This is a genomic window from Pseudomonas kermanshahensis (assembly GCF_014269205.2).
GTDB lineage: Bacteria > Pseudomonadota > Gammaproteobacteria > Pseudomonadales > Pseudomonadaceae > Aquipseudomonas > Aquipseudomonas kermanshahensis.
Genome location: NZ_JABWRY020000001.1, coordinates 4,332,547 through 4,358,629, shown reverse-complemented (window position 1 = coordinate 4,358,629; position 26,083 = coordinate 4,332,547). Strand labels below are relative to the sequence as shown.

Annotated in this window: 21 protein-coding genes, 1 tRNA gene and 2 pseudogenes; 8 read left to right on the top strand and 16 right to left on the bottom strand. The window is 63.4% G+C overall.

The window, feature by feature from the left end; all coding sequences use genetic code 11:
• The first annotated feature begins 83 nt into the window (after positions 1 to 83).
• Positions 84 to 173, top strand: a tRNA-Ser gene (locus HU764_RS19515).
• A gap of 63 nt (positions 174 to 236) precedes the next feature.
• Here HU764_RS19515 and HU764_RS19510 read toward each other — a convergent pair.
• From HU764_RS19510 to HU764_RS19505, 3 genes and pseudogenes are all read right to left on the bottom strand, one after another.
• A pseudogene (locus HU764_RS19510) lies at positions 237 to 512 on the bottom strand (DUF3077 domain-containing protein).
• Positions 513 to 620: 108 nt separating this feature from the next.
• Positions 621 to 884 (bottom strand): annotated as a pseudogene (locus HU764_RS27765) (hypothetical protein).
• A gap of 385 nt (positions 885 to 1,269) precedes the next feature.
• A complete protein-coding gene (locus tag HU764_RS19505; RefSeq protein ID WP_186680972.1) occupies positions 1,270 to 1,887 on the bottom strand; it encodes a LysE family transporter in 618 nt (205 codons plus the stop codon).
• Between the two features lie 205 nt (positions 1,888 to 2,092).
• Here HU764_RS19505 and HU764_RS19500 point away from each other — a divergent pair, with 205 nt between their 5' ends.
• Positions 2,093 to 2,284, top strand: a complete 192-nt coding sequence (locus HU764_RS19500; protein ID WP_027594641.1) for a DUF4223 family protein — start codon at positions 2,093 to 2,095, stop codon at positions 2,282 to 2,284.
• Between the two features lie 85 nt (positions 2,285 to 2,369).
• Here HU764_RS19500 and HU764_RS19495 read toward each other — a convergent pair whose 3' ends face one another.
• The 3 genes from HU764_RS19495 to HU764_RS19485 all read right to left on the bottom strand — a co-directional run bounded on the left by HU764_RS19495 (position 2,370) and on the right by HU764_RS19485 (position 6,532).
• On the bottom strand, positions 2,370 to 4,811 hold the full coding sequence (locus HU764_RS19495; RefSeq protein ID WP_186680970.1) for a TonB-dependent siderophore receptor: 2,442 nt from the start codon (positions 4,809 to 4,811) through the stop codon (positions 2,370 to 2,372).
• A gap of 220 nt (positions 4,812 to 5,031) precedes the next feature.
• Positions 5,032 to 5,997 carry a FecR domain-containing protein gene (locus HU764_RS19490; protein ID WP_186680968.1) on the bottom strand — a complete coding sequence of 322 codons (966 nt, stop codon included), beginning with the start codon at positions 5,995 to 5,997 and terminating at the stop codon, positions 5,032 to 5,034.
• A 4-nt stretch (positions 5,998 to 6,001) separates the two neighbouring features.
• The gene (locus tag HU764_RS19485; RefSeq protein WP_186703810.1) at positions 6,002 to 6,532 is read right to left on the bottom strand and encodes a sigma-70 family RNA polymerase sigma factor; all 531 of its coding nucleotides are present in this window, start codon (positions 6,530 to 6,532) and stop codon (positions 6,002 to 6,004) included.
• A 334-nt stretch (positions 6,533 to 6,866) separates the two neighbouring features.
• Between HU764_RS19485 and mqo the strand changes: the two genes are divergently transcribed.
• Positions 6,867 to 8,504 carry a malate dehydrogenase (quinone) gene (gene mqo, locus HU764_RS19480; protein WP_027594638.1) on the top strand — a complete coding sequence of 546 codons (1,638 nt, stop codon included), beginning with the start codon at positions 6,867 to 6,869 and terminating at the stop codon, positions 8,502 to 8,504.
• Positions 8,505 to 8,667: 163 nt separating this feature from the next.
• On the opposite strand, the gene HU764_RS19475 is transcribed toward mqo, so the two are convergent.
• The gene (locus HU764_RS19475; protein WP_027594635.1) at positions 8,668 to 9,003 is read right to left on the bottom strand and encodes an ArsR/SmtB family transcription factor; all 336 of its coding nucleotides are present in this window, start codon (positions 9,001 to 9,003) and stop codon (positions 8,668 to 8,670) included.
• Positions 9,004 to 9,052: 49 nt separating this feature from the next.
• On the opposite strand from HU764_RS19475, the gene xenA reads away from it, so the two are divergent.
• The gene (gene xenA, locus HU764_RS19470; RefSeq protein ID WP_085272428.1) at positions 9,053 to 10,144 is read left to right on the top strand and encodes a xenobiotic reductase XenA; all 1,092 of its coding nucleotides are present in this window, start codon (positions 9,053 to 9,055) and stop codon (positions 10,142 to 10,144) included.
• A 130-nt stretch (positions 10,145 to 10,274) separates the two neighbouring features.
• Here the strand turns inward: xenA and HU764_RS19465 are convergent, their stop codons facing one another.
• The 5 genes from HU764_RS19465 to HU764_RS19445 all read right to left on the bottom strand — a co-directional run bounded on the left by HU764_RS19465 (position 10,275) and on the right by HU764_RS19445 (position 16,860).
• Positions 10,275 to 11,531 (bottom strand): NAD(P)/FAD-dependent oxidoreductase, encoded by a 1,257-nt coding sequence (locus tag HU764_RS19465; RefSeq protein ID WP_186703811.1) that lies wholly within the window; start codon positions 11,529 to 11,531, stop codon positions 10,275 to 10,277.
• A gap of 3 nt (positions 11,532 to 11,534) precedes the next feature.
• Positions 11,535 to 13,112 carry an aldehyde dehydrogenase (NADP(+)) gene (locus tag HU764_RS19460; protein WP_186680961.1) on the bottom strand — a complete coding sequence of 526 codons (1,578 nt, stop codon included), beginning with the start codon at positions 13,110 to 13,112 and terminating at the stop codon, positions 11,535 to 11,537.
• Between the two features lie 172 nt (positions 13,113 to 13,284).
• Entirely contained in the window at positions 13,285 to 14,232 is a 948-nt protein-coding gene (locus HU764_RS19455; protein ID WP_027594631.1) for a dihydrodipicolinate synthase family protein, read from the bottom strand.
• A gap of 56 nt (positions 14,233 to 14,288) precedes the next feature.
• A complete protein-coding gene (locus tag HU764_RS19450; RefSeq protein ID WP_186703812.1) occupies positions 14,289 to 15,215 on the bottom strand; it encodes a 4-hydroxyproline epimerase in 927 nt (308 codons plus the stop codon).
• 28 nt (positions 15,216 to 15,243) lie between these two features.
• Entirely contained in the window at positions 15,244 to 16,860 is a 1,617-nt protein-coding gene (locus HU764_RS19445) for an APC family permease (RefSeq protein WP_027594629.1), read from the bottom strand.
• Between the two features lie 359 nt (positions 16,861 to 17,219).
• Between HU764_RS19445 and HU764_RS19440 the strand changes: the two genes are divergently transcribed.
• A complete protein-coding gene (locus HU764_RS19440; protein ID WP_186680956.1) occupies positions 17,220 to 18,002 on the top strand; it encodes an AraC family transcriptional regulator in 783 nt (260 codons plus the stop codon).
• Here HU764_RS19440 and HU764_RS19435 read toward each other — a convergent pair.
• Positions 17,990 to 18,877: a LysR family transcriptional regulator gene (locus HU764_RS19435; protein ID WP_186680954.1), complete on the bottom strand. Its 888-nt coding sequence runs from the start codon at positions 18,875 to 18,877 to the stop codon at positions 17,990 to 17,992. The genes HU764_RS19440 and HU764_RS19435 overlap by 13 nt on opposite strands.
• A gap of 141 nt (positions 18,878 to 19,018) precedes the next feature.
• Here HU764_RS19435 and moaB point away from each other — a divergent pair, with 141 nt between their 5' ends.
• On the top strand, positions 19,019 to 19,558 hold the full coding sequence (gene moaB, locus HU764_RS19430; protein WP_186703813.1) for a molybdenum cofactor biosynthesis protein B: 540 nt from the start codon (positions 19,019 to 19,021) through the stop codon (positions 19,556 to 19,558).
• A 40-nt stretch (positions 19,559 to 19,598) separates the two neighbouring features.
• Here the strand turns inward: moaB and HU764_RS19425 are convergent, their stop codons facing one another.
• Together HU764_RS19425 and moaA are read right to left on the bottom strand one after the other, a co-directional pair.
• Positions 19,599 to 20,498 carry a bestrophin family protein gene (locus HU764_RS19425; RefSeq protein WP_186680951.1) on the bottom strand — a complete coding sequence of 300 codons (900 nt, stop codon included), beginning with the start codon at positions 20,496 to 20,498 and terminating at the stop codon, positions 19,599 to 19,601.
• A 20-nt stretch (positions 20,499 to 20,518) separates the two neighbouring features.
• Positions 20,519 to 21,523, bottom strand: coding sequence for a GTP 3',8-cyclase MoaA (gene moaA / locus HU764_RS19420; protein WP_027594624.1), 1,005 nt, complete (start codon positions 21,521 to 21,523; stop codon positions 20,519 to 20,521).
• Between the two features lie 358 nt (positions 21,524 to 21,881).
• Here moaA and HU764_RS19415 point away from each other — a divergent pair, with 358 nt between their 5' ends.
• Positions 21,882 to 24,212: an FdhF/YdeP family oxidoreductase gene (locus tag HU764_RS19415; RefSeq protein WP_186680946.1), complete on the top strand. Its 2,331-nt coding sequence runs from the start codon at positions 21,882 to 21,884 to the stop codon at positions 24,210 to 24,212.
• 39 nt (positions 24,213 to 24,251) lie between these two features.
• On the opposite strand, the gene HU764_RS19410 is transcribed toward HU764_RS19415, so the two are convergent.
• On the bottom strand, positions 24,252 to 24,713 hold the full coding sequence (locus HU764_RS19410; RefSeq protein WP_186703814.1) for an Lrp/AsnC family transcriptional regulator: 462 nt from the start codon (positions 24,711 to 24,713) through the stop codon (positions 24,252 to 24,254).
• Positions 24,714 to 24,841: 128 nt separating this feature from the next.
• Here HU764_RS19410 and HU764_RS19405 point away from each other — a divergent pair, with 128 nt between their 5' ends.
• The gene (locus HU764_RS19405; RefSeq protein WP_186680944.1) at positions 24,842 to 26,026 is read left to right on the top strand and encodes a trans-sulfuration enzyme family protein; all 1,185 of its coding nucleotides are present in this window, start codon (positions 24,842 to 24,844) and stop codon (positions 26,024 to 26,026) included.
• Positions 26,027 to 26,083: the final 57 nt, after the last annotated feature.

The window sequence follows — 26,083 nt, the reverse complement described above, 5'->3', positions numbered from 1 at the left end:
TCACGCAAGCGCCTGATACCACGCGAATTTTTTTGAAATAAAGGTTTGCGTTTCAGAAATTCGCTGGTATGATGCGCGCCATTGGAGAGATGCCGGAGTGGTCGAACGGGACGGATTCGAAATCCGTTGTACTGGCAACAGTACCTAGGGTTCAAATCCCTATCTCTCCGCCATACATGTGGTAGATGAAGCCCCTGAAAACGATGAGTTTTCAGGGGCTTTTTCGTTGTTTGGCCTTAATGCTTCATCATCCCCAGCCCCGCATCATCAAGCAGCGCTTTGGCCATCGCGCTCAGGTAATGCGAAGCCCAGATCAACTTCTGATCGCCCTCCTTCAACCCTGTCAGGGTCATGTCGCGTACATAGCCCATCAGCTCGGATGCCTGTTCGCGGGCGCTTTGGCAGCAGATGCCTGGCTCGATGCGAAAGAGTGGGTGGGTTTGGTTTTCGCCTTAGTAGAACGTTGTCAGGCCGACCGTGGTGGGCGGCTTTGGGGGGGCTGTAGTCGTCATTTAACTCCCTGGAATCTTTAGTGCCGGGCCTGGCCTCTTCGCGGGTGAACCCGCTCCCACAGGTATAAAGAAGAGCCCTGTGGGAGGGGTACGCAGCTACTCGAACGTTCAATGCACCGTGCCCGGCGCTGCGGGGATGTGCGGCTGCATCTGCAATTGCATCAATGCGGACTCAACCAGGCTTTGTACTGCCTCCATCTCGTGGATGACTGCCTGCATCACGATCGAGTTGGGGGAGGTGGGCTTGAGTTGCACTGATTAGCGGGCTACAGACAGGGCACAGAGGACGTACTCTGTGGATTGGATCAGGGTGTCCTGCAATATCTGCGAGGAATCGAGGGAGTAGGGCGGATCGGGGACTATCTTGCGCATGAAAGCTCCTTGGGTAAGTGGAGCTGCCTGGCAACGCTGTCAAACGAATGGAGGCAGTTATACACAGGTTGACAGGCCGGTACCCAAGCACTAGCAACAGTTTGAGCGGATCGTGAGTATGTTTGGGAGATGGACTACAAGATAGGGGAAAAAACTGAAGGTTAGCTTTAGGGCGTATGGCTGATTCGCCATTCCTTTACAGTTCAAGAAATGACAACTGCGCTCTTCTGTTGTTTATGCGTTTTGGGTAAACCTGGGGCCGCTTTGCGGCCCATCGCAGGCAAGCCAGCTCCTACAGGTAAAGCGCAAGCCTTGAAGGCAGTGCAGGACCTGTAGGAGCTGGCTTGCCTGCGATGGGCTGCGCAGCAGCCCCGGAAATCTCGAATCAGCGCATCGCCGCCAGCTTGATCCCGAACCCAACCAGGCAAACCCCCGCCAACCGCTCGAACAGGTTGGCAATCCGTGGGTTCGCGCGCATGCGTTCGGCCAGCTTGTGGGTCAATACCACCGCAATCAGCCCATACAGGAACGTCACCACCGCCACGGTCGCCGCCAGAAAGCCAAAGGTCAGCAACCCCTGGTGCTTCACCGGGTCGACGAACAACGGGAAAAACGCCATGTAGAACATGATCGCCTTCGGGTTGAGCAAGGTGATCATCATCGTTTGGCGCAAGTAGTGGCCGTTGTCCATGCGGCTTGCACGCGGGGCGCCGCCGGGTTTGCTCAGCACCATGCGCAGGCCCAGGTAGGCCAGGTACGCAGCACCCGCCCATTGCACCACGTGGAAGGCGGCAGGGTAGGTGGCAAGTAAGGTGGCAACGCCGGCCACGGCCAGCCACAGCAGTACCTGGTCACCCAGGATTACCCCGAAGGTCGCCGCCAAACCGGCCTTGATGCCACCCTTGCCCGTGGCCGTGATCAAGGCAAAGTTGCCCGGGCCAGGGATGGCCAGGACGATGATAAAGGCGATGACGAAGGCGCCGTAGTCGGTAACACCGAGCATGGGGGGAACTCCTGTAATAGTGCAGGTGCAAGGCAGAACTACAGACTATCTTCCCCGGCGGCTTACTTTTCAACTGTCCGTTAATGCTGCGATAACGCGACGTATTGTTACATCGAGCCCTCTGTGACTTGGATCCAATGCTTTGGTTCTGTATGATCCGGGCGCCATCAGTACGATGGCCGACGATTCATTTAAAGGACTTAGTATGAAAAAGCTGTTGAAAGCCACTGTTGCTGTTGCTGTCGTTTCGGGCGTTGCCCTGCTGTCCGGCTGCACTGGTCAAGTCTACAACCAGCAGAAGAACTGCTCGTACGACTACCTGTTCCACCCTTCGGTTTCCATCTCCAAGGTCATCGGTGGCTGCGGCCCAATCGATAAACTGCCTCAGCCGCAGTAATCTTGGCGATACCCTGATCGCGACGCTTGCGGCGTGATCCAAGGACCCCGGTCATGCAGATGCCCGGGGTCTTTTGTTTAAGGGATCACCAGCGCAACGAAACGGTACCGAGCAAGGTCCGCTCTTCACCCCAGTAGCAACGCCCGGCGTTGTTGCAGCCTGCTACATACTCCTTGTCGAACAGGTTGCGGGCATTGAGCTCGACTGACCAATTTTCGTCGAGGGTATACCCCACCTTGGCATCCACCAGCGTGACATCACCGGTATCGAGCTTGCCGTACAGGCTCGCCGGGGTATAAGCGAAGGTGCTGTCGAAGTGACGCACGCCACCGCCTATCTGCAGCCCCTTCAACAGCCCGTCACGAAAATGGTAGGTGCTCCACACCGATGCCTGGTTGCGCGGCACGCCGGTCATCTGGTGGTCTTCATACAGCGAGCCCGCCACGTCCTTGGTTATGCGCGAATCGGTGTAGGTGTAGGCCGCGGTGATGTTGAGGTTTTCGCTCAGGTCGCTGTTGAGCTCCAGCTCCACACCCTTGGCGCGGCTGGCGCCGATCTGGCGGTAGTCGCCGACGCTTGAGTCGAACAACACATCGTCCTTCTTGCGCAGGTCGTACACCGACGCGGTAAAGGCGGTGTTCCAGCCCTTGGGCTCGTACTTGATACCCACTTCGTACTGTTCGCTGGTGGTCGGGTCCAGCGGGCCGCTCTTGCTCTCGGTCTGCTGGGTGGGGGCAAAGGCGGTGGAATAGCTGAAGTACGGCGACAGGCCGTTTTCGAACTGGTACATCACGCCGGTCTGCCAGGTGAAATCGCTGTCCCAGCTGTCCATGTCGGCTTGTGCGTTGAGGGTGCCAGCTTTGTTGCGGAACTGGCTGTTGACCCGGTCCAGGCGCCCGCCGAGCAGCAACACCCAGTTGTCGACCTTGGTTTGAAGCTGGCTGTAGAGGCCGTACATGGTCTGTTCGAGCAAGGCGTTCTGCACGTGTAAAGGCGTGCTTGGCTTGCCATTCCAGACCGGGTTGAACACGTTGAGGGTGCCGCCGTTGCCGGCATCCCAGTCCTGGTTGAACGAAGTGCGGTCAAGGCTCGCCCCCAGCAGCAGGGTGTGCTCGAACTCACCGTTGTCGAAGTGGCCTTCGAACTGGTTGTCCAGCGAGTAGGCGATGGACTTGTTGTAGCGGTCGTAGGCAGTGTTGCCCAAGGTGGTGCCGAAGCCGCCGTTGTTCAGGCTGCCTGGCCACATCTCCTGGCGGTCGATGCGCGACTGCATATAGCGCGAATTCTGGCGGAACTGCCAGGTGTCGTTGAAGCGGTGGCTGAACTCATAGCCTAGGCTCCAGGTTTCGCGTTTGAAGTTGTCCCAGTCCGGGTTGCCGGACAGCTGGTCCTTGTCGATCTTGCCGTTGGGGTTGTGCAGTAAGGTGCCGGCCGCGGGGTAGCCCAACTCCATCAAGGTACGGTCGCGCTGGTAGGTGGCCAGCACGGTCAGGCTGTTGAACTCGTCGAAGTTCAGGGTCAGCGACGGGGCGATGTAGAGGCGGTCATCAGGCTGGTGATTGACCTGGGTATCGGCGTTGCGGCCCATCATTACCAGGCGGCCAAGCACATTGCCTTCATCGTTCAACGGGCCGGAGACGTCGACACCCAGTTGGCGGCGGTTGTGCGAGCCATAGCTCAGTTGCACTTCGCCGCGGGCCTCGGCGGTCGGTCGTTTGCTGACCAGGTTGACCACGCCACCTGGGGCGTTCTCGCCGTACAGGATCGAGGTCGGGCCGCGGAACACTTCCACCCGCTCGAGGCCATAGGGTTCGCTGCTGGTGTCGTAACGGTTGCCTTGCACCCGCAGGCCATCGCGCAGCAGGCCGTAGCCATAGTCGGTGGCGTTGAAACCACGGATGAAGAACAGGTCGCCCGCCTGGCCGTCACCGCCGGCAAAGGGTGGCGAGAAAATGCCCGGTACATAGCCGAGCACTTCGGTGAGGGTTTGCGATTGCTGGTCGTCCATGCGCTGGCGCGTCACCACCGAAACCGAGCGCGGGGTGTCGGCCAGGGCGCTGCTGGTCTTGCTGGCCGTGGCGCTGGAGACCGCACGGTAGCCTGTGTCGCCCTGGCCATTGCTGACGGCCAGGGTGGCGGCGTTGATGGCGGTGGCGTCCAGTTGCAAAGCGTTGCCGTCTTCGACCGGTTGCAGCACATAGCCGCTGCTGCCTTGCGGTACAGCCTGCAGGCCGCTGCCTTGCAGCAGACGGGCCAGCCCTTGGGTGACGCTGTAGCGGCCTTGCAGGCCCTGGCTGGTTTTACCGGCGGCCAATGCGTTGCTGCCGGCCAGGTAGATGCCGGCCTGGCTGCTGAACTGGTTGAGGGCGCTGGTCAGCGAGCCGGGGGCGATGTTGAAGGCAGCCTCGGCATTGATCGCTTGTTCGGCGTGCGCCAAGGTCGCCGGCAGCATCAGCGGTGCAGCGGCACAAAGGGAAAGCGGGGCGGCAAGCGCCAGGCGAAAGGCGGGGTGGAGGGGCGTCGGCATGCTGGTCCCTGAGGTCGATACGGTCAGTTGAGGGAGGTTGTGAGGGGTTAACCGAACGAGATTGGGAAAAGGGAACCGGTTGGTGCGGTTTTTTTGCATGAGGATTGTGGGGGGTATGGCGTTGTTTTTATAGCGCCTGTGAAATCGAGCGCCGCCCGCGCGGCGCTCGATTTCACAGGCGCTACAAACCTATCGGCAACCACCCATCAGCCCCCACTCCTCACGCCGGCTCGACGCTCACCCACCAGGGCGTCAGCCTTTGCACACGAACCGGCAGCGCCGCCTGCAGCAGGTCGAGTGCGCGGTCGGTATCGTTGAGCGGAAAAGCCCCCATCACCGACAGCTGTGCCACCGACGGGTGCCAGCCCAGGTGGCCATGGCGATAGCGGCCCAGCGTCTGCAACAGCTGCGCCAGGGGCATGTCCTCGGCATTCAGGCGTTGATGAATCCATGACTCACCCGCGCTTTGCGCCGGGCGCGGCGCGCTGATGCCCTGGGCGGTGAAGACCACCTGCTGCCCGGCCTGGACGATAAGGCGCTCGGCCCGCTGCGCAGTGCACACTTCGACCGCACCGGCGTACACGTCCAGCCGCGTGGTCTCGCCCTGCTGGCACACCGCAAAACGGGTACCCAGGGCTTGCATGCGCCCTTGCGCGGTGTCGACAAAAAATGGCCGGCGCGAGTCGGCGGCGGTTTCCACCAGGATTTCGCCAAAACGCAACGTGAGCACGCGGCTCAGCGCCGAGAACTCCAGGTCCACTGCACTCTGGGCGCCCAGCCACAGCTGGCTGCCGTCGGCCAAGCGGGTTTGGCGGGTTTCACCAATGCCGGTGGCAAGGTCGGCACCCCAGCCCGGCAGTGGCGCACCCCGCCAGGCCTGCCAGCCGAGCAGCGAGCTGGCGCCGAGCACCAGCAACGTCTTGAGCCCGGTGCGCCGGCTGAAGCGGCGCGGCTCGTGCTCGCGCAGGGCCCGGCCCGCGGTAGCGCCTTCGGCCTGCAAAGGCGCGAAGCGCTGGCCGACACGTTGCACGTAGTGCCAGGCTGCGCGGTGGTCGCCGTGCTGGTCGAGCCAATGTTGCCACTGGTGGTGCACCTGCGGGCCGGCGTCCTCGTCCTGCAATTGCACGTACCAATGCGCGGCTTCCTGCAAACTGGCGTGGCTGAGTTTCTGTGTGGGTGTGCTCATGGCGTCATTCCACCAGCACGCCGTCGAGTTCGGCTTCAAGGATGGCGCAGTGCAAAAAGGCCTGCGCCAGGTACTTCTTGATCATGCGTTCGCTGACGCCAATGTGCGCGGCGATATCGCGGTAGGCCAGGCCATCGATTTGTGCCAGCAGAAACGCCTGGCGCACCTTGCTGGGCAAGCGCAACAGCATCGCGTCCACCTCGTGCAGGGTTTCGACGATGATCGCTCGCTGCTCGGGGGAGGGCTGCACGGCTTCGGGCTGCAACGCCAGCTGTTGCAGCCATGCATGCTCCAGCCGCTGGCGCCGCCAGTGGTCCACGCACAGGCCACGGGCGATGGTGGCCAGGTAGGAGCGTTCAGCGCGCTCCCCATCGAATTGGCGCGGGCGGTTGAGGATGCGCAGGAACGTGTCCTGAACCAGGTCGGCAGCATCGCAACGGCTGCCCAGGCGCCGGTACAAAAAGCCAAGCAACCAGCGCGAATGGCTGTGGTACAGGGTATGGATGGAGGTGTTCAACTCAGGTATCGAAACCACGGCGGCATCCGGCGCGAGCGCGTACTGGTGCGAATGAGAAATGATCGCAATAGTAGGGGTGGCGGAAGAATACTGCAATCGCTGTCGAATATTCCCGCGTGGCTGGGACAACCTGTCGCCTTGACGCGCAGCCCCTCAATTTGTTTGTGCTGGCAATTCAGATACAATCGGAAAAACGTTTCAGCGATGGCGGGTCAATTCGACCATTGGCTGGGCGTTCACTGTTTCTCTTGGCTGCTGACTCCAATGATCAATAACAAGCGCGCGCTGAAGGACAGAACGACACGAGGCCCCGCCTAGGCCTCCCTTACGTGCTAACCATTGGGATTGATCAATGTTCAAGAAAGCTGGCAAGACCTTGCTGGGTCTGGCTGTCGCGGCGAGCGTCATGCAAGCGCACGCGGTAGAAACCAAGAAAGTCGACGTGCTGCTGGTCGGCGGCGGCATCATGAGTTCCACCCTGGCGGTCTGGCTGCACGAGCTGGAGCCGAGCTGGTCGATGGAAATGGTCGAACGCCTGGACGGCGTCGCCGAAGAAAGCTCCAACGGCTGGAACAACGCCGGTACCGGCCACTCCGCGCTGGCCGAGCTGAACTACACCCCGGAAGACAAAGACGGCAACGTCAACATCACCAAGGCCATCGAAATCAACGAAGCCTTCCAGATCTCCCGCCAGTTCTGGTCGTGGCAGGTGCGTCAGGGCGTGCTGAAGAACCCGCATTCGTTCATCAACAGCACCCCGCACATGAGCTTCGTCTGGGGCGATGACAACATCAAGTTCCTCAAGAAGCGTTATGACGCGCTGCAGGCCAGCCCGCTGTTCCGCCCGATGCAGTATTCCGAGGACCACGCGCAGATCGCCAAGTGGGTCCCGCTGATGATGGAAGGCCGCGACCCTAACCAGAAGCTGGCCGTGACCTGGACGCCGATTGGCACCGACGTCAACTTCGGCGAGATCACCCGCCAGTTCGTTGGCCACCTGAAGACCCAGGACAAGTTTGACCTGAAGCTGTCCAGCGAAGTGCAGGACATCACCCGCAACAAGGACGGCTCCTGGCACGTCGAGTACAAGAACCTGAAGGACGGTACCGAATCGGCCACCGACGCCAAGTTCCTGTTCATCGGTGCCGGCGGCGGCGCGCTGAAGCTGCTGCAGAAGTCGGGCATCCCTGAGGCCAAGGAATACGCCGGCTTCCCGGTGGGCGGCTCGTTCCTGGTGACCGAGAACCCAACCGTTGCCATGCAGCACATGGCCAAGGCCTACGGCATCGCCTCGACCGGCGCGCCACCCATGTCGGTACCGCACCTGGACACCCGCGTGCTGGACGGCAAGCGCGTGATCCTGTTCGGGCCATTCGCGACCTTCTCGACCAAGTTCCTGAAGAACGGCTCGTACCTCGACCTGCTGGGCAGCACCACGCTGCACAACGTGTGGCCGATGACCAAGGTCGGTATCGAACAGTACCCGCTGGTGGAGTACCTCGCGGGCCAGCTGATGCTGTCTGACGACGACCGCTTCGAAGCCCTGCGCACCTACTTCCCGAACGCCAAGAAAGAAGACTGGCGCCTGTGGCAGGCCGGCCAGCGCGTGCAGATCATCAAGCGTGATGCCGAGAAAGGCGGCGTGCTGAAGCTGGGCACCGAAGTCGTGGCCTCCGAGGACCGCACCATTGCTGGCCTGCTGGGTGCCTCGCCAGGTGCTTCCACTGCTGCGCCGATCATGCTGAACGTGCTCGAAACCGTGTTCAAAGAGAAGGTGGCGACGCCTGAGTGGCAAGCCAAGATCAAAGAGATCGTGCCGAGCTACGGTACCAAGCTGAATGATTCGGCAGCCGCCACGCAGAAAGAGTGGAACTACACCGCTGAAGTGCTGCAGTTGGAGAAGCCGCCAGTGATCGATGCCAGCGTCGATTTCGGTGCTGCGCCAGGCAAAGCGGTTGAAAGCAAGCCTGAGAACGACATGGCGCTGTAAGCGACACTGTTGTGAACGAAAGCCACGGGGGTGACCTCGTGGCTTTTTTATTGCCTGTACCGGCCTCTTCGCGGGCAAGCCCGCTGCTACAGGTACAGCGCTGCCTTTGAGGTCAGTGAGGGCCGTGTGGGCGGGCTTGCCCGCGAAGAGGCCCGCGCAGGAATCACTGCTGCCGCAGAATGCACGCCAGTAACCCAGGGAACCGTTCGTCGAGCATTTCGCTGCGCAACGAGTTCATGTGGGTCGTGCCGACATTACGCGTATGCACCAACCCCGCATCGCGCAACACGCGAAAATGGTGCGACATGCTCGACTTCGGCCGGCCGCCGTCCAGCTCGCCGCAGCTGGCCTCCGCCACGCCCGCCAAGTGGCGCACGATCTCCATGCGCACGGGGTCGCTCAAGGCGTAAAGCAGGCGCTCGAGGATCAGGTCTTCAGGGTTGGGATGTTTGTAGGCTCGCATGGTCGACATGATAACGGGCCTTTCAATTATTGCCATAGTTCGATTATGATCGAACTATCGTATTCAGATGAACCCGGAGTCCCTCATGTCCGCATTGTTCGAACCCTATACCCTCAAAGACGTCACCCTGCGCAACCGCATCGCGATTCCGCCCATGTGCCAGTACATGGCCGAGGACGGCATGGTCAATGATTGGCACCACGTCCACCTGGCCGGCTTGGCCCGGGGTGGTGCCGGCCTGGTGGTGGTCGAAGCCACTGCAGTCGCGCCGGAAGGGCGCATTACCCCCGGCTGCGCCGGTATCTGGAGCGACGCCCATGCCCAGGCGTTCGTGCCGATGGTGCAGGCGATCAAAGCAGCAGGCTCAGTGCCGGGCATCCAGATTGCCCATGCCGGGCGCAAGGCCAGCGCCAACCGCCCGTGGGAAGGTGACGACCACATCGCCGCCGACGACGCCCGCGGCTGGCAGACCATCGCCCCGTCGGCCATCGCCTTCGGCGCTCACTTGCCGAAAGTACCGCGCGAAATGACCTTGGACGACATTGCCCGGGTCAAGCAGGACTTCGTCGATGCCGCGCGCCGTGCGCGCGAGGCGGGCTTTGAGTGGATCGAGCTGCACTTTGCCCACGGTTACCTGGGCCAAAGCTTCTTCTCCGAGCATTCCAACCAGCGTACCGACGCCTACGGTGGCAGCTTCGAGAACCGTAGCCGCTTCTTGCTGGAAACCCTGGCAGCCGTACGTGAGGTGTGGCCGGAGAACCTGCCGCTGACCGCCCGCTTTGGTGTGCTGGAATATGACGGTCGCGATGAGCAGACCTTGGACGAGTCCATCGAGTTGGCCCGGATGTTCAAAGCCGGTGGCCTGGACCTGCTGAGTGTCAGCGTCGGCTTCACCATCCCTGAGACGAACATCCCGTGGGGCCCGGCATTCATGGGGCCGATTGCCGAGCGCGTACGCCGCGAGGCCGGCCTGCCGGTGACGTCGGCGTGGGGCTTTGGTACGCCGCAGCTGGCTGAAGGCGCGCTTAAAGCCAATCAGCTCGACCTGGTGTCGGTAGGACGTGCGCACCTGGCGGACCCGCACTGGGCGTACTTCGCGGCCAAGGAGTTGGGGGTGGATAAAGCGTCGTGGACCTTGCCGGCGCCTTATGCGCACTGGCTTGAGCGTTATCGCTGAGTTGCTGATTATTCAGTAGCCTGGGCCGGCCTCTTCGCGGGGCAAGCCCGCTCCCACAGGTAACCGCCAACCTCAAGGCCAGCGGAGTACCTGTGGGAGCGGGCTTGCCCCGCGAAGAGGCCGCCCCTGATCAAAACCGATCCAACCGATAGGCCTCCATCTGCGGCCCTCTTTCCTGTTCGGCCAGCCGCCCCACCCATTCGGCCGTCACCGCCGCCTGGGTCAACCCCAGGTGCTGATGCCCGAACGCAAGCATCACCCGTCCCTCGCACACCTGGTCGATCACCGGCAATGAATCCGGCAACGACGGCCTCAAGCCCATCCACGGCGTCGCCCCTTCGGCATCGAGATCTTGTTGGAACAAGCCCTTGCTCAGCCGATGCAGCTGCCATGCCCGTTGCATGCTAGGCGGCGCATCGAGCCCGGCGAATTCCACCGTGCCGGCCAGCCGCAACCCGTCGGCCATCGGCGTCATGATGAACTTGCGCTCCAGCGAGGTGACGGCAAAGGGCAGCCGTTGATGTTCACCCGGCAACATCAGGTGGTAGCCACGTTCGGTGTCCAGCGGCACCCGCTTGCCGGTCAGGGCCGCAGTGAGTTTGGCCGATTGCGCGCCGCAACTGATCAGCACCTGACGTGCAGTGAACGTGCCTTGGTCGCTGGCCAGGCTGACGCCGCTGCCGTGCAGGTGCCCACCGTCGACGTGCGCCCGGACGAAGCGAACCCCACTGGCCTTGGCCGCTTCGAACAGCTCACAGACCACGCGGTATGGGTCGATGAAATGCCCGGTACGGGGGAAAAACAGCCCGCCCAGGATCGAGCGGCTCAGCTGAGGCGCCGTTGCCCGCACGCTGTCGGCCGACCAGTACTCTGCCGGCACCGCCTGCTGCTGCATGCGCGCCTGCAAGGCCGCCAGTGCCTGGCGCGACTCGTTGCGTTCGAACACCAGCAACGACCCCTCTTCCTTGAACAGGTCGCTGCGCCCAATCGAGCCGAGCAACCGCTGCCAGGCCGCCAGGCTGCCTTCGTTCAGCGCACGGATGCCAGCCACGCTGCGCTGAAACGGCGCGGGCCGCAGGTTGAGCAGCAAGCGGGTGAACCAGGGCATGGCCTTGGGCAGGTACTTCCAGTCCAGGCGCAGCGGGCCCATCGGGTCCATCAGCATGCTGGGCAGGCGTTTGAGAATCGACAAGTCGGCAATCGGGAACACCTGCTCGGTGGCCAGGTGCCCGGCGTTGCCGAACGAGGCGCCGTGGCCAGGTGGCTCGCGGTCGATCAGCAGCACCCGACGGCCTTGCCTTGCCAGCTGCAAGGCACAGGCGACGCCGACGATGCCGGCGCCGACCACGGCGATATCAGTTTCAGCAGCGTTGAGCGGCTCGACCATGGTTCAGCCTTCCCGCTTGCCGTCGAGCAACCGGCGCAGTTGCAGCGGGTTGCCGTGGCGCAAGGCCTCTGGCAGCAGCCCGTCTGGGAAGTCCTGGTAGCACACCGGGCGCAGGAAGCGCAGGATCGCCGCCGTGCCCACCGACGTGGTGCGGGCATCGGAGGTAGCCGGGAATGGCCCGCCATGGACCATCGCATCGCACACCTCGACCCCGGTCGGCCACCCGTTGACCAGGATGCGCCCGGCCTTGCGTTCCAAGGTCGGCAACAGCGCGCGGGCACTGTCGATGTCGGCCTCATCCAGTTGTAGCGTCGCGGTCAGTTGGCCTTCCAGGTGCTCGGCCACCTGGCGCACCTGCGCGTCGCTGTCGCACGCCACCACCAGTGAGGCAGCGCCGAAGACCTCGGCTTGCAGCGCCGGGTCGGTCAGAAACGCGCTGGCCTGGGTCACGAACAACTGGGCTTGGCACTGGTTAGGGCCTTGCGCCGGTTGACCGCTGGCGGCCACGTGGGCGTTGCTGTTCTCGGCCAATGCGCCAACGCCCGTTTCATAAGCGCTGAAAATACCGGGGGTGAGCATGGTTTGTGCGGCTGCACGTTGCACCTGCTCGCTGGCGGCGTCGACGAAGCGTTGCAGCGCCGGCCCTTGGCGGGCGATCACCAGGCCAGGGTTGGTGCAGAACTGCCCGGCGCCTTGGGTCAGCGAAGCGACGAACCCTTGCGCCAGTGCTTCGCCGCGACGCTGCAGGGCGGCGTCAAACAGGAACACCGGGTTGATCGAACTCATCTCGGCGTACACCGGGATAGGCTCTGGGCGGGCCTGCGCGGCGTGGCACAGGGCGATGCCCCCGCTGCGCGAGCCGGTAAAACCGACGGCCTTGATGCGCGGGTCGCTGACCAGGGCGATGCCCACTTCACGGCCCGCGCCGTACAACAGCGAGAACACGCCTTCAGGCAGGCCACAGTGCTTCACGGCGTGCGCCACTGCCTGGCCCACCAGCTCGCTGGTGCCAGGGTGGGCGCCGTGGGCCTTGACCACCACCGGGCAACCCGCGGCCAGTGCCGAAGCCGTGTCGCCGCCGGCCACCGAGAAGGCCAGGGGGAAGTTGCTGGCGCCAAACACCGCTACCGGCCCCAGGGCCACCTGGCGCTGGCGCAGGTCGGGGCGCGGCAGGGGCTGGCGCTCGGGCAGGGCATTGTCGACCCGCACGTCCAGCCATTCGCCGGCACGTACCACGCGGGCGAACGTGCGCAGTTGCGTGCAGGTGCGGCCGCGTTCGCCTTGGATGCGTGCCTTGGGCAGGCCCGTCTCGGCGACGGCGCGGTCGATCAGTGCATCGCCCAGGGCCTCGATCTGTTCGGCGATGGTTTCAAGAAAGTGTGCCCGTTGTTCGAGCGAGGTCTCGCGGTATTCATCGAACGCCGCCCAGGCCAGTGCGCAGGCCTGGGCCACGTGTTCGCCGGTGCCGCCGAGGTAGGCGGGTTCGAGCGCTTGGCCGGTGGCCGGGTCGATGGCGCGGATGGCGTCGCGGCTGCCGGTTACCGGCGTTTGGCCAATCAGCAGGTTGCCTGTCAGGGGCATAGAGCCTCCTTTGGAGTCGGATTCAGGTGCAAGGGTGTAGCGCATACCCTGTGGGAGATCCCCCAGCGGCATTGTGGGAGCGGGCTTGTCCCGCGAAGGGGCCGCGGTGCATGGCACCAGCTTTGCCGGTGTTCGCGGGGCAAGCCCGCTCCCACGGTTACGCCCACAGTGATCAGGCGACGTTTTGCTCGGCCGACCAGTTGGCGTACCACTGGCGGAACAGCGCGTATTGCTGTTCGGCGTAGTTGCGCTGGGCATCGGTCAGGGCGTCGGTCTCGTTGAAGTGCAGGCTGTACTCGCGGTCGCCGTTGAGCACCATCAGGTGCTTGTAATACAGCACCAGGTCGCAGCCTTCATCGAACGACGACAACACCGCCAGCGCCGCTTCCAGTTCACGGGCCAGGCGCCGGGCCTTGGCATCACCTTTGGCAGCCTGCTTGCTCAGGCTCACCAGTTGCAGCACTTCACGGGGCAGTGCGTTGCCGATGCCGGTGATGGCACCGGTGGCATTGCAGTTGACGAAGCCATGCACCACTTGGGTGTCGACGCCGACCATCAGGGTCACGTCATCGTCCTTGGAGGTGATGTGCTCGGCGGCGTAGCGCAGGTCGGCGCCACCGCCAAATTCCTTGAAGCCGATCAGGTTCGGGTATTCGCGGCGCAGTTCGAAGAACAGGTCGGCGCGGGTGGCAAAGCCGTAGTAGGGGCTGTTGTAGATGACTGCCGGCAGTTTCGGCGCGGCGGCCAGGATGGCCGAGAAGTGGTGCTTCTGGGCGATCAACGAAGCGCCGCGGGACAGCACACGCGGGATCACCATCAGGCCGGCCGCGCCAACTTCGGCGGCATGGGCCGCGTGGGAAACCGCTTCACGGGTATTCACCGCGCCGGTACCGACGATGGTCGGGATGCCGGCAGCCACCAGGCGCGCCACGCCTTCCTGGCGCTCGGCCTCGGTCAACAGCGGCCAGTCGCCCATCGAGCCGCAGTACACCACGGCGCTCATGCCGGCTTCGATCAGCTCGCGGCCTTTGCGTACCAGGGCATCGAAGTCCGGTTTGCGCGCGGCGGTGCAGGGGGTCATCAGGGCAGGCATGCAGCCGGTGAAGATGTTGTCGCTCATGGGTGTCACTCCTTGCAGTATTCAGTCTGGGTTGCGAATAAAAAGGCCTAGGCAGGTCAGATGCCCCAGGCGAAAGGATCCTGTTCGTCGATCAGCAGGGTGCTGTCGGCAGTCATGTAGGCGCGGCCGGTGATGAACGGGCGAATGCGCTCGCCCTCGCGCTGGTAGCGGCCCTGGAACTGGCTGCCGGTGATGCTCGCCTGGACCCAGGTCTGGCCTTCGCCGAGCTTGCCGTCGGCGGCCAGGCAGGCCAGCTTGGCGCTGGTGCCCGTGCCGCAAGGGGAGCGGTCGTAGGCCTTGCCGGGGCACATGACGAAGTTGCGGCTGTCGGCGTCGGGGTCGTCGGCAAACAACTCGACATGGTCGATCGGCTCGCCGTTTTCGCCGGTGATGCCCTGGGCCTCCAGGGCCTTGAGCATCGCCCAGGTGTAGTCGGTGAGCGCTTCGACGTTGTCCAGCTCGATGCGCTGGCCATGCTCGGACACCAGGAAGAACCAGTTGCCGCCCCAGGCGATATCGCCGTGCACCACGCCATGGCCCGGTACCTCGACCGTCACCTGTTGGCGATAGCGGTAGGCAGGCACGTTGCCTACGGTGACCGCGCCGTCTTCATGCAAGGTGGCGCTCACCTGGCCGACCGGCGTGTCGACCTTGTGCACGCCTGGCGCGATCAGCCCCAGGTGCTGCAGCGAGGCGATCAGGCCGATGGTGCCGTGGCCGCACATGTTCAGGTAGCCGGCGTTGTTGAAGAAGATCACCCCACACGTGGCGTCTTCCGAGACCGGTGGGCAATACAGCGCACCGACCAGCACATCGTTGCCGCGAGGCTCCAGCAGGCAGGCGCGGCGCCAGGGGTCGTGCAGTTCGCGCAGTTCGTCGCGCTGTTCGGCCATGGTGCGGCCATTGAGCGGTGGGAAGCCTTTCATCACCAGGCGGGTCGGTTCGCCGCCGGTATGCGAGTCGATGACGTGAATGTGTTTCATGGGCAGGTCCCTTGAATGGTGGCCGAGGTCAGGAGGCGACAGCGGCAGGGCGGTGGCCCAGGTGTGTGTCGGCGGTGGCTTCGCTCTCGTCTTCGCCATCCAGGCGCACCAGGTGCGCCGGCACGCCGGTCGCGGCGCCCCAGTAGTAGATGCCCAGGGCACAGGCGGCCACGACCACGGTGTCGAATGGGTGGCCGATCACGCCCAGGCCGCCGAAGCTGCCCAGCCAGGACAGCAGAATGGTCACGGCGTAGAAACCGATCAGCCAGGCCGACGAACGCACTTGCTGGCCGATGGACAGGTGCTGGGTTGGCACGAAGCGGGCGCACAGCAGGTAAAGCACGAACATCACGATTTGCAGGGCCAACAGCCACGACACGGTGTTCCAGCCAGACCAGTAGACGATCAGCGCGGCGATGATGAACGACAGCGGGCCGAGCACGCTCATGCCCTTGACGCGGAACGGGCGCGGCATGTCGGGTGCGTTGCGGCGCAGCGCGGCGACGGTGACCGGGGCCACGGCATAGCTCAGTACCAGTGCCGCCGAGACCACGTTGATCAGCGCTTCCCAGGACGGGAACGGCAGGGTCCAGAACACCGACAGGGCAAAGGTCAGCCACAGCGCCGGGCGGGGGATGCCGGACTGCTCGTCGATGCGGGTGAAGACTTTGAAGAAGGTCCCGGTCTGCGCCCAGCCATAGATCACCCGCGGGGTGGCGTTCATGTAGATGTTGCCGCAACCGCTTGGCGAGATGACCGCGTCGGCCACCACCAGGTAGGCCAGCCAGCCCACGCCCAAGGCCAGGGCGATGTCGCGGTAAGGCAGGGCGAGTTCCTTGGTCACACCGGCCCAGCCGTTGGCCAGCATTTCGGTTGGCACGCTGCCGAGGAAGGCCAGTTGCAGCAGGGCGTAGATCGCGGTGGACAACAGCACCGACAGGATCAGCGCGATGGGAATGGTGCGCTGCGGGTTCTTCACTTCACTGGCTACCGAAATGATCGGTGTCAGCCCCAGGTAGGCGAAGATGATGCCACCCGCCGAGACGGCCATTTCCACACCGGACAGGCCGAATGGCGCAAAGCCCTGTACCTCGAAGTTTGCCGGTTTGAAGAAGGTGAACAGCACGCCGATCACCAGCAACGGCACGATGAACTTGAATACGCTGACCAGGTTGTTGGCTTTGGCGAAGGTCTTGACGCTGCGGTAGTTGAGCAGAAAGAACAGCCCCAGCAGCGCGAACTGCACCAGCCAGCCGAGCACGCTCGGGTCACTGGACCCGGCCTTGGTCAACTCGGGGAACCAGGCCGCGGCGTATTGCCGTGACGCGACCACTTCGATGGCGATCAGGCTGGAAAACGCGATCAGCGTGATGAAGCCCATCAGGTAACCAAGCAGCGGGCCGTGGGAGTACACCGGGTAGCGCACTACGCCACCGGCGCGGGGCAGGGCGGCGCCGAGCTCGCAGTAGACGATACCCAGCAACAGCACGGCGAAACCGCCGAGGAACCAGGACAAAATACCGGCGGGGCCAGCGATGGCCGAGACGTGGCTGGCGGCGAACAGCCAGCCAGAGCCGAAGATGGCGCCTAGGCCGATGAAGGTGAGGTCGAGCAATGAGAGCTGTTTTTTGAATTTGCCTGACATGGGTACGCCTTTTTGTAGGTTTTGGATAGGCAGGTCTGATGTCACGAGGTGCGGCTTTTTGGGCCGCGCTCTTGTAGGTATTGGGCGGCTTGTGTGGGGCATAGAGTGGACCGATCTGGGCATCGGTTCTTGATGGTTTTCTGCAGGGTGGATGACGAAATCGGCACAGTTGCAGAAAAGTAGTGGCGGGGTGGTGGGCTCGTGGATAGGCTGAAAGCCATACCGCATAAGGGCTTGGGAGATACAGTGCCAGTGCCGGCCTCTTCGCAGCACAAGGCTGCTCCTACAAGGCAGTGCGGTTCCTGTAGGAGCAGCCTTGTGCTGCGAAGAGGCCAGTAAAGCCATTAGAGATCAACCCGATGAGCGCCCCTTCCCTGGCAACCCTGTACCAGTCCTTGGACCAGCACCGCCCCGCCACCCTGGAGGCCCTGCTCGCCGGGGTCTCCCTGCTGCTGCCGATCCTCGACGCGATCCCCAACGCCGCGATCTTCATCAAGGACGCCGACGCCCGCTACGTGCTGGCCAACAACACCCTGGTCCAGCGCTGCGGCCTCAAGCGTTTGCAGCCCTTGCTGGGCAAGACCAGCGCCGAGGTCTTCCCGGCACAACTGGGCCCCGGCTACACCGAGCAGGACCGTCGCGTACTCAAGGATGGCCTGGTGTTGCAAGACCAGCTCGAACTGCACCTGTACGGCAGCCGCGAACCGGGTTGGTGCCTGACCCACAAGCGGCCTTTACTCAACCCCGACGGCGCAATCATCGGCCTGGTGGGCATCTCGGTCGACCTGCAGTCAGCCGCCGACACCCACCCCGCTTACCAGCGCCTGGCAGCCGTGGATGAGCACATTCGTCGGCATTTTCATCAACCCATCAGCATGGGCGAACTGACCCGCATCGCGGGTATTTCCGTGGCGCAGCTGGAGCGCTATTGCAAGCGGGTGTTCCACCTCACGCCACGGCAGATGATCCACAAGGCGCGGCTGGAGCATGCCCATCGCTTGCTGCACAGCGACTTGCCAATCACCGAGGTGGCGATGCAGTGCGGCTACACCGACCACAGCGCCTTCAGCCGCCAGTTCAAGCAACTGACCGGCTTCACCCCGCGCCAGTACCGCCAGGCGACGGCCGCTCAGGAAGGTTGAAACAGCGCGCGCGCCTCGTCAAAGCACTGCTCGGCAATCGCCGAACGCGGCTCGCTGCGGCGCAGCAGCAGGCCCACCGGGCTGTGGATGCTGGCGTCGACGATAGGCAGGATGCGCATGTGCTCGCTCAAGTCTTCCAACCCGCAATCCAGTGGCATGATCGCGCAGCACACGCCGGTGCTGATGGCCTGGATCAGCTGGAAGCTCGAGTCGCTTTCCAGCACGGCGTTGGGTTCCAGGCTGCGGCTGCGGAAGCTCAGGTCCAGCGATTGACGGTAGTGCATGCCTTTGCTCAGCAAACCCAGTGGAATCTCGCCGAGGTCTTCCCAACGCAGGGTGTCGGCCTGGAACTGGAAGTGGCGGGTATCGTGCAGCAGGCCCATGGTGGTGGTGCCCAGCTCGATCACTTCGAAGAAGCTGGCATTGACTTGGTCGAGGTAGCAGATGCCCAGGTCGAGCTGGTTGCGGCTCAGGCTATCCATGATCTGCTCGGTGCTGTGCGAGCTGATCTGGAAGTGCAGCTCGGGGTATTTTTCGCGCAGCGGCAGCAGCAATTGCATCGGGTTGAAGCTGGCCAGCGGCACGGTGCCCAGGCGCAGGCTGCCGACCACCTGGCCGCGGCAACTGGCGGCTTCGGCTTGCAGGCCGTCGTGGGCCGCCAGCAGCGTGCGGGCCCAGGCCAGAATGCGTTCGCCGGCTTCGGTGAACCCTTCGAAGCGCTGGCCGCGTTTGACCAGCACCAGGTCCAGTTCGTCTTCCAGGTTGCGCAGGCGCATCGACAGCGTCGGCTGGGTGATGTGGCACAGCGCTGCGGCCTGGCCAAAATGGCGAGTCTGGTCGAGCGCGATGAGGAACTTGAGTTGCTTGATGTCCATGGGAGTGCCTGGCGTCTGGTTATGCTGACCTTAACCAAGTCAGCGATAGATGTCATTGATCACCCGGTACGCCATATCGATTGGACGCCCCCCGGCCGTGCCTCTAGCGTGGTGACAATGCCCTTTCAGGAGTAGCCCACCGTGAGCGTCAAACCCGATGCGGTCTTCGTACCGCTCAACATCGCCGTACTGACCGTCAGTGACACCCGCACCTACGACACCGACACCTCCGGTGAGCTGCTGGCCAGCCGCTCGGTGGAAATCGGCCATCGTCTGGTGGCGCGAGCGCTGCTCAAGGACGACCTGTACAAGATCCGCGCCCAGGTCGCCACCTGGATCGCCGACGAGCAGGTGCAGGTGGTACTGATCACCGGCGGTACTGGCTTCACTGGGCGTGACAGTACGCCGGAAGCCGTTGAATGCCTGTTGGACAAACGTATCGATGGCTTTGGCGAGCTGTTCCGGGCGTTGTCCATTCTCGATATCGGCACATCGACCATTCAGAGCCGGGCATTGGCTGGGCTCGCCAACGGTACCTTGGTGTGCTGCCTGCCAGGCTCGACCGGGGCTTGCCGCACAGCGTGGGAAGGGATCCTGGCCGAGCAACTGGATGCGCGCCACCGGCCGTGCAACTTCGTGCCGCACCTGAAGCCTGTCGAGGCTTGCGCACGCCGCGGTTAATGCCCTGCCCGCGAAGCGGCCAGCACAGGCAGTAAAAGAATCAGCTCAACACATACCCCACCGGCTCCAATGCCGGTGGCAGCGGTTCAACCCCCAACCCGGCCAGCACATCGCGCTCCACGGTGCGCACCAGCGCATCGGTAGGCAGGTCGTTCTCATCGCGCCCAAACGGGTCTTCCAGTTCGTTGCCAATCGCATCCAGCCCAAAAAACGTATAGCCGACGATGGTGGTGAACAGCGGCGCCAACCAGCCCAGCGGTTCAGCCAGGGCGAACGGCAGCAGCAGGCAGAAGATGTAGATGGTGCGGTGCAGCAACAAGGTATAGGGGAACGGCAACGGTGTGCCTTTGATCCGCTCGCAGGTGGCCTGCACTTCGGTCAGCCCCACCAGCCGCTGTTCCAGCACGCTGTAGCGCCAATCGCTGATCTGCCCCTGTTGCGCCAGCCGTGAGCAGTGCCCGCCGGCTTCGCGCAAGATCGTGTCGCACACATTGTGCGCGCTGATCGCATTGGGGTTGGCCAGCCAAGGCCGGGCGGCCGCCAGGTCATCCTCGTTGCGCAGCCGGGCGTTGAGCGCATGGGCAAAGCCGCACAGGCTGCGCAACAGTTCGGCACGCAGTGCCGGGTCGGCGATCACCACGCTTTCGCGCACGAACGAGCGGGTCTCGATGATCAGCTTGCCCCAGGCCTTGCGGCCTTCCCACCAGCGGTCGTAGCAGGCGTTGTTGCGAAAGCTCATGAAGATCGACAGCGACAGGCCCAGCAAGGTGAACGGTGTGGCGCTGACCGGGTAGAAAAATGCCGGATAGTGGCGCTCGACCAGCACGATCAGTGCGGCCAGCAGGGTGACCATCAGGCAGCGCAGGGCGATGCGTTTGACGATCGACCCCTTGAGGGTGAACAGCACGCGCAGCACATCGGGGCGGGGGTGAACGATCATGGAAATCCAGAGGTGGCTGTTCAGCCGCCGGTCATGTTCATGAAACGCAGGATCTGCACGTCACCCCCCACCTCGAAATGATGGCGGTAAGGCTTGAGGTGCAAGGAGTCGCGGATGGCGTTTTCCAGGCGCTCGGCGTTGCCCGGGTGGGCACGCAGGACCTGCTTGAGGTCCACCGAATGCTCGTTGCCCAGGCACAGCAGCAGGCGACCTTCGACGGTCAGGCGCACGCGGTTGCAGGTGGCGCAGAAGTTATGGCTGTGCGGCGAGATGAAGCCGACCCGGGTGTGCGCCGCTTCGGCCAGGCGCCAGTAGCGTGCCGGGCCTTGGGACGACTCGGTGGACTCGATCAGGGTGAACTGCTCGGCCAGCCGGTCGCGCACCTCGTCACTGGAGTAGAACGACTCACCACGCTGGTGTTCGCTGATGTTACCCAGGGGCATTTCTTCGATGAAGGTGATGTCCAGCTCGCGGTCGATGGCAAAGCGCACCAGGTCGACCAGTTCGTCATCGTTGCGGCCCTTGAGCACTACGCAGTTGAGCTTGGTCTTGCGAAAGCCTGCCTGGCGCGAGGCGTCGATGCCGGCGATCACCTGGTTGAGGTCGCCGGTGCGGGTCAGTTGCTTGAAGCGCCCAGGGTCCAGGCTGTCGAGGCTGATATTCAGGCGCGAGACGCCGGCGTCGAACAGCGGCTGGGCCAGGCGCCCGAGTTGCGAGCCGTTGCTGGTCATGCACAGTTCGCGCAGGCCGGGCAGGGCGGCGATGCGCCCGCACAGCTCGACGATGCCCTGGCGCACCAGCGGCTCGCCACCGGTCAGGCGGATTTTGCGGGTGCCCAATGCGACGAAGCGCTCAGCCACCTGGAACAGTTCTTCGAGGCTTAGGATCTGCTGGCGCGGCAGGAACTGCATGTCTTCAGCCATGCAGTACACGCAGCGGAAGTCGCAGCGGTCGGTGACCGACATCCGCAGGTAGTCGATTTTCCGGTTGAAGCCGTCGATCAGGGCCCGGCTGTTCTGTTCCACGATTGCGCTCGAATGGGAGGGACTCAGCTCCAAGCTATAACCTGGCCGCACCCCCGTCAAATTGCTTTCCCCGACTGGTTGATCAATCTGCTCTATCACGGCTTCAGGCCCCGGCATGTATGGGAGATTCCCCCTGTAGGAGCAGCCTTGTGCTGCGAAGAGGCCATTGCAGCCACAGCTTCTCGGCTAGCCAAACCGGCCTCTTCGCAGCACAAGGCTGCTCCTACAGGACGCGATCTGGATTGTCAGTGCTGGCCCGTGATCGAAACGGCTTATCAGCCCGTAAGATCTTTCGATTGGACGCTTGTGCCCCACGCTCAATAGTCTGGAAAAAACACCGAGCGTGAGGATTCACCGCATGAGCCAGGACGAACATATCAGGGACTACAAAGGCGCGGCTGCCGGCTGGGGGGCGCTCAAGAGCGTGACCAAAAGCTGGCTGGGCAGCGAAAACGCCTTCAAGAACCTGCGGGCCATGCTCAAGACCAACCAGAACGGCGGCTTCGACTGCCCCGGCTGCGCCTGGGGCGAATCGCCGGAAAACGACATGGTCAAGTTCTGCGAGAACGGCGCCAAGGCGGTCAACTGGGAAGCCACCGGTCGCTCGGTAGACCCTGCATTCTTCGCCAAGTACAGCGTCAGTGCGTTGGCCGAACAGACCGATTACTGGCTCGAATTCCAAGGCCGGCTGACCCACCCGATGCGCTACGACGCGGCCACCGACCACTACGTCGAAACCTCCTGGGAAGAGGCCTTCGCCCTGGTCGCCAAACACCTGCAGGCGCTCGATTCGCCCGACCAGGCCGAGTTCTACACCTCGGGGCGGGCCAGCAACGAAGCGGCGTTTTTGTACCAGCTGTTCGTCCGCGCCTACGGCACCAACAATTTCCCCGATTGCTCGAACATGTGCCACGAGGCCAGCGGTGTGGGCATGTCGGAAACCCTTGGCGTGGGCAAGGGCACCGTGGTGTTCCATGACCTGGAACTGGCCGACGCCATCTTCGTCATCGGCCAGAACCCCGGCACCAACCACCCGCGCATGCTCGAACCGCTGCGCGAGGCGGTCAAGCGTGGGGCCCAGGTGGTGTGCTTCAACCCGCTAAAGGAGCGTGGCCTGGAGCGCTTCCAGCACCCGCAACACCCGTTCGAAATGCTCAGCAACGGCTCCGAACCGACCAACACCGCGTACTTCCGCCCGGCCCTGGGCGGCGACATGGCGGCCATGCGTGGCATCGCCAAGTATTTGCTGCAATGGGAACGCGAGGCCCAGGCCAAGGGTGAACCGGCGGTGTTCGACCATGCCTTCATCGCCGAACACACCAGCGGCGTCGACGCCTACCTGGCGGCGGTGGATGCCACCTCCTGGGCGCATATCGTCGAGCAGTCGGGCCTGACCCAGGCCGAGATCGAGTTGGCAGCGCGCATGTACCGCAAGGCCGAGCGGGTCATCATGTGCTGGGCCATGGGCGTCACCCAGCACCGCCACTCGGTGCCCACGGTGCAGGAAATCGTCAACCTGCAACTGCTGCGGGGCAACGTTGGCAAACCCGGTGCTGGCCTGTCGCCGGTGCGTGGCCACAGCAACGTGCAGGGTGACCGCACCATGGGCATCGACGAGAAGCCCAAGGCCGGGCTGCTCGATGCCCTGGAAAAACGCTTCCAGTTCCGTGTCCCCCGTGCCCACGGGCATAACGCGGTGCTGGCGATCAAGGCCATGGAAGAAGGGCAGGCCAAGGTCTTCATCGCCCTGGGCGGTAACTTCGCCCAGGCTACCCCAGACACCCCTCGAACCCACGCGGCTCTGCGCAACTGCGCATTGACCGTGCAGATTTCCACCAAGCTCAACCGTTCGCACTTGGTCACCGGCCGTGATGCGCTCATCCTGCCGTGCCTGGGGCGAACCGAGATCGACCTGCAGGCCGACGGGCCGCAGGGCGTGACCGTGGAGGACACCTTCAGCATGGTGCACATCTCCCACGGCCAATTGCGCCCGCGCTCGCCACACTTGCGTTCGGAGCCGGCCATCGTGGCCGGCATGGCCCAGGCGACCTTGGGCAAGCAGCCGATCGATTGGGAGTACGCCATTGCCGACTACAGCCGCATCCGCAGCATGATCGCCGATGTGATCCCCGGCTTTACCGACTTCAACGAGCGCTTGCAGCACCCGGGTGGCTTCCACCTGGGCAACAACGCGGCGGATCGCACGTGGCGTACCGCCACCGGCAAGGCGCGTTTCAGTGCCAGCCAGTTGCCGGAGCAACTGGTCAATGCCCAGGTGCTGGCCCGTGGCGACAAACCGGACCTGATTCTGCAGACGTTGCGTTCGCACGACCAGTACAACACCACCCTGTATGGCCTGGATGACCGCTACCGTGGGGTGTTTGGCCTGCGTGAGGTGGTGTTCGTCAATGAGGCTGACATCCGTCGCCTGGGGTTCGAGCCTGGCGAGCACGTGGACTTAGTGTCGCTGTGGGAGGACGGGCGCGAGCGGCGGGTCTCCGGGTTCCGCCTGGTGGCGTATGACGTGCCGCAGGGGCAGGCCGCGGCGTATTACCCGGAGACCAACCCGCTGGTGCCGCTGGAGAGTTATGGCGAGGGGACGTATACGCCGACCTCGAAGTTCGTCGCGATCAGGGTAGAGAAAGCCAAGGCGGGGAACCGGATCGAGGCGGTGCAGGCGGCTGAATAAAGGTTTGCCTGATCCGGCCTCTTCGCGGGCAAGCACCGGTCAGGGCCGGTGCACCGGGTAAGCGGTGGTGTACTTCATCTGCTCCATGGCAAAACTCGACGTAATGTTGGAAAGCCCGTCGGTGCGGGTGATCAGCTTCTTGTAGAACCGGTCATAGGCGGCAATGTCACCCACCACCACCCGCAGCATGTAATCCCAATCCCCCGACATGCGGTAAAACTCCATCACCTCCTCGAAACCGGTCACCGTCGCGGCAAACTGCTCCAGCCAGGCGCTGTCGTGGCGCTGGGTCTTGAGCTGGACGAACACCGTGAGGCCCAGCCCCAGGCGCGTGGGGTCGAGCAGGGCGACGCGGCCAAGGATGTAACCCTCTTCTTCCAGCCGTTTGACCCGCTTCCAGCAGGGCGTGGTGGACAGGTTTACCGCCTCGGCCAGTTCTTTGAGGGAAATGGACGCGTCGCGCTGCAGCAAGGTGAGGATGTGTTGGTCGAAATTGTCCATGTCGATTACAGGCTGGCCAGAGAATGATTTTCTCCAGATTACTGCAAAACCGGAAAAATGCGTGACCCCCGTTGCACGTCCTTGCCGCCGGCAATGGTTGTGCGATAGTTGCAGGCTTACCTCAGTCAATGGACCGGATCATGTCCGACAAGCCGCGTAATTTCGCCACCCGTACCATCCACGCCGGCGAGCAGCATAGCGTTGCCGACAACGCGATCTTCCCGCCCATTTATACCGCCAGTTCGTACATCAAGCGCAGCCTGGACGACAACCCCGAGTATGCCTACAGCCGCGTCGGCAACCCGACCCGGCATGCTTACGAGAGCTGTGTCGCGGCGCTGGAAGAAGGTGTCGGCGCGGTGGCTTGCGCCTCCGGCGTGAACGCCACGGCGACGGTGCTGGAGTTGTTGCCCAAGGATGCCCACGTGGTGGTGATGAACGGCGTATACGGCGGCACCTTCCGAATTCTGGAGGACTATCGCAGCCACACATCAGGGCTGACCACCACTTACGTCGATCTCAACGACGTGCAGGCTGTGGCCGCGGCGATTCGCCCAGAAACCCAGCTGATATGGATCGAGTCGCCGACCAACCCCTTGCTGCACCTGGTCGACATCAAGGCGGTCTGCGACCTGGCGCGCTCGCGCGGTATCCTCACCTGCATCGACAACACCTTCTGCTCGCCCTGGAACCAGCGCCCGATCACCCTGGGCGTGGACCTGGTGATGCACTCGGCAAGCAAGTACATCGGCGGCCATTCCGACCTTACTGGCGGTGTGGTGGTGGCCGCTAACGACGCGCTGCTGGCGCGGTTGCGCAAGATCAGCATGGCGGTCGGGGCGATCCAAGGGCCGTTCGACTGCTACCTGGCCCTGCGTGGCCTTAAAACCTTGGACGTTCGCATGGAGCGCCAGTGCGCCAATGCCCTGCAGGTGGCGCGTTTTCTCGAAAGCCATCCGCAGATCGAGCAGGTGTTTTACCCGGGGCTAGAAAGCCACCCCCAGCATGCGCTGTGCAAGCGCCAGATGCGTGCGGGCGGGGCCGTGGTGGCCATGAAGGTCAAGGGTGGCGACCGGGCGGCGCTCAATCGCCTGGTCGAGGCGCTGCAGATCTTCGTACTTGCCGATTCGCTGGGCGGCGTGGAGAGCATGATCAACCACTCCTGGAGCATGTCGCACAACTCCCTGAGCCCGGAGCAGAAGGGCGTGATGGGCATCAGTGAGAACTTGCTGCGGCTGTCGGTGGGGATCGAGGACTATCGGGACCTGATCGAAGATCTGGATACGGCGTTGAAGGCTTCGGCTAGCGTATAAAAGCGGCTGGCCCTATCGCCGGCTTGCTGGGGATAGGGCCGGTTGATTCAGCAGAAG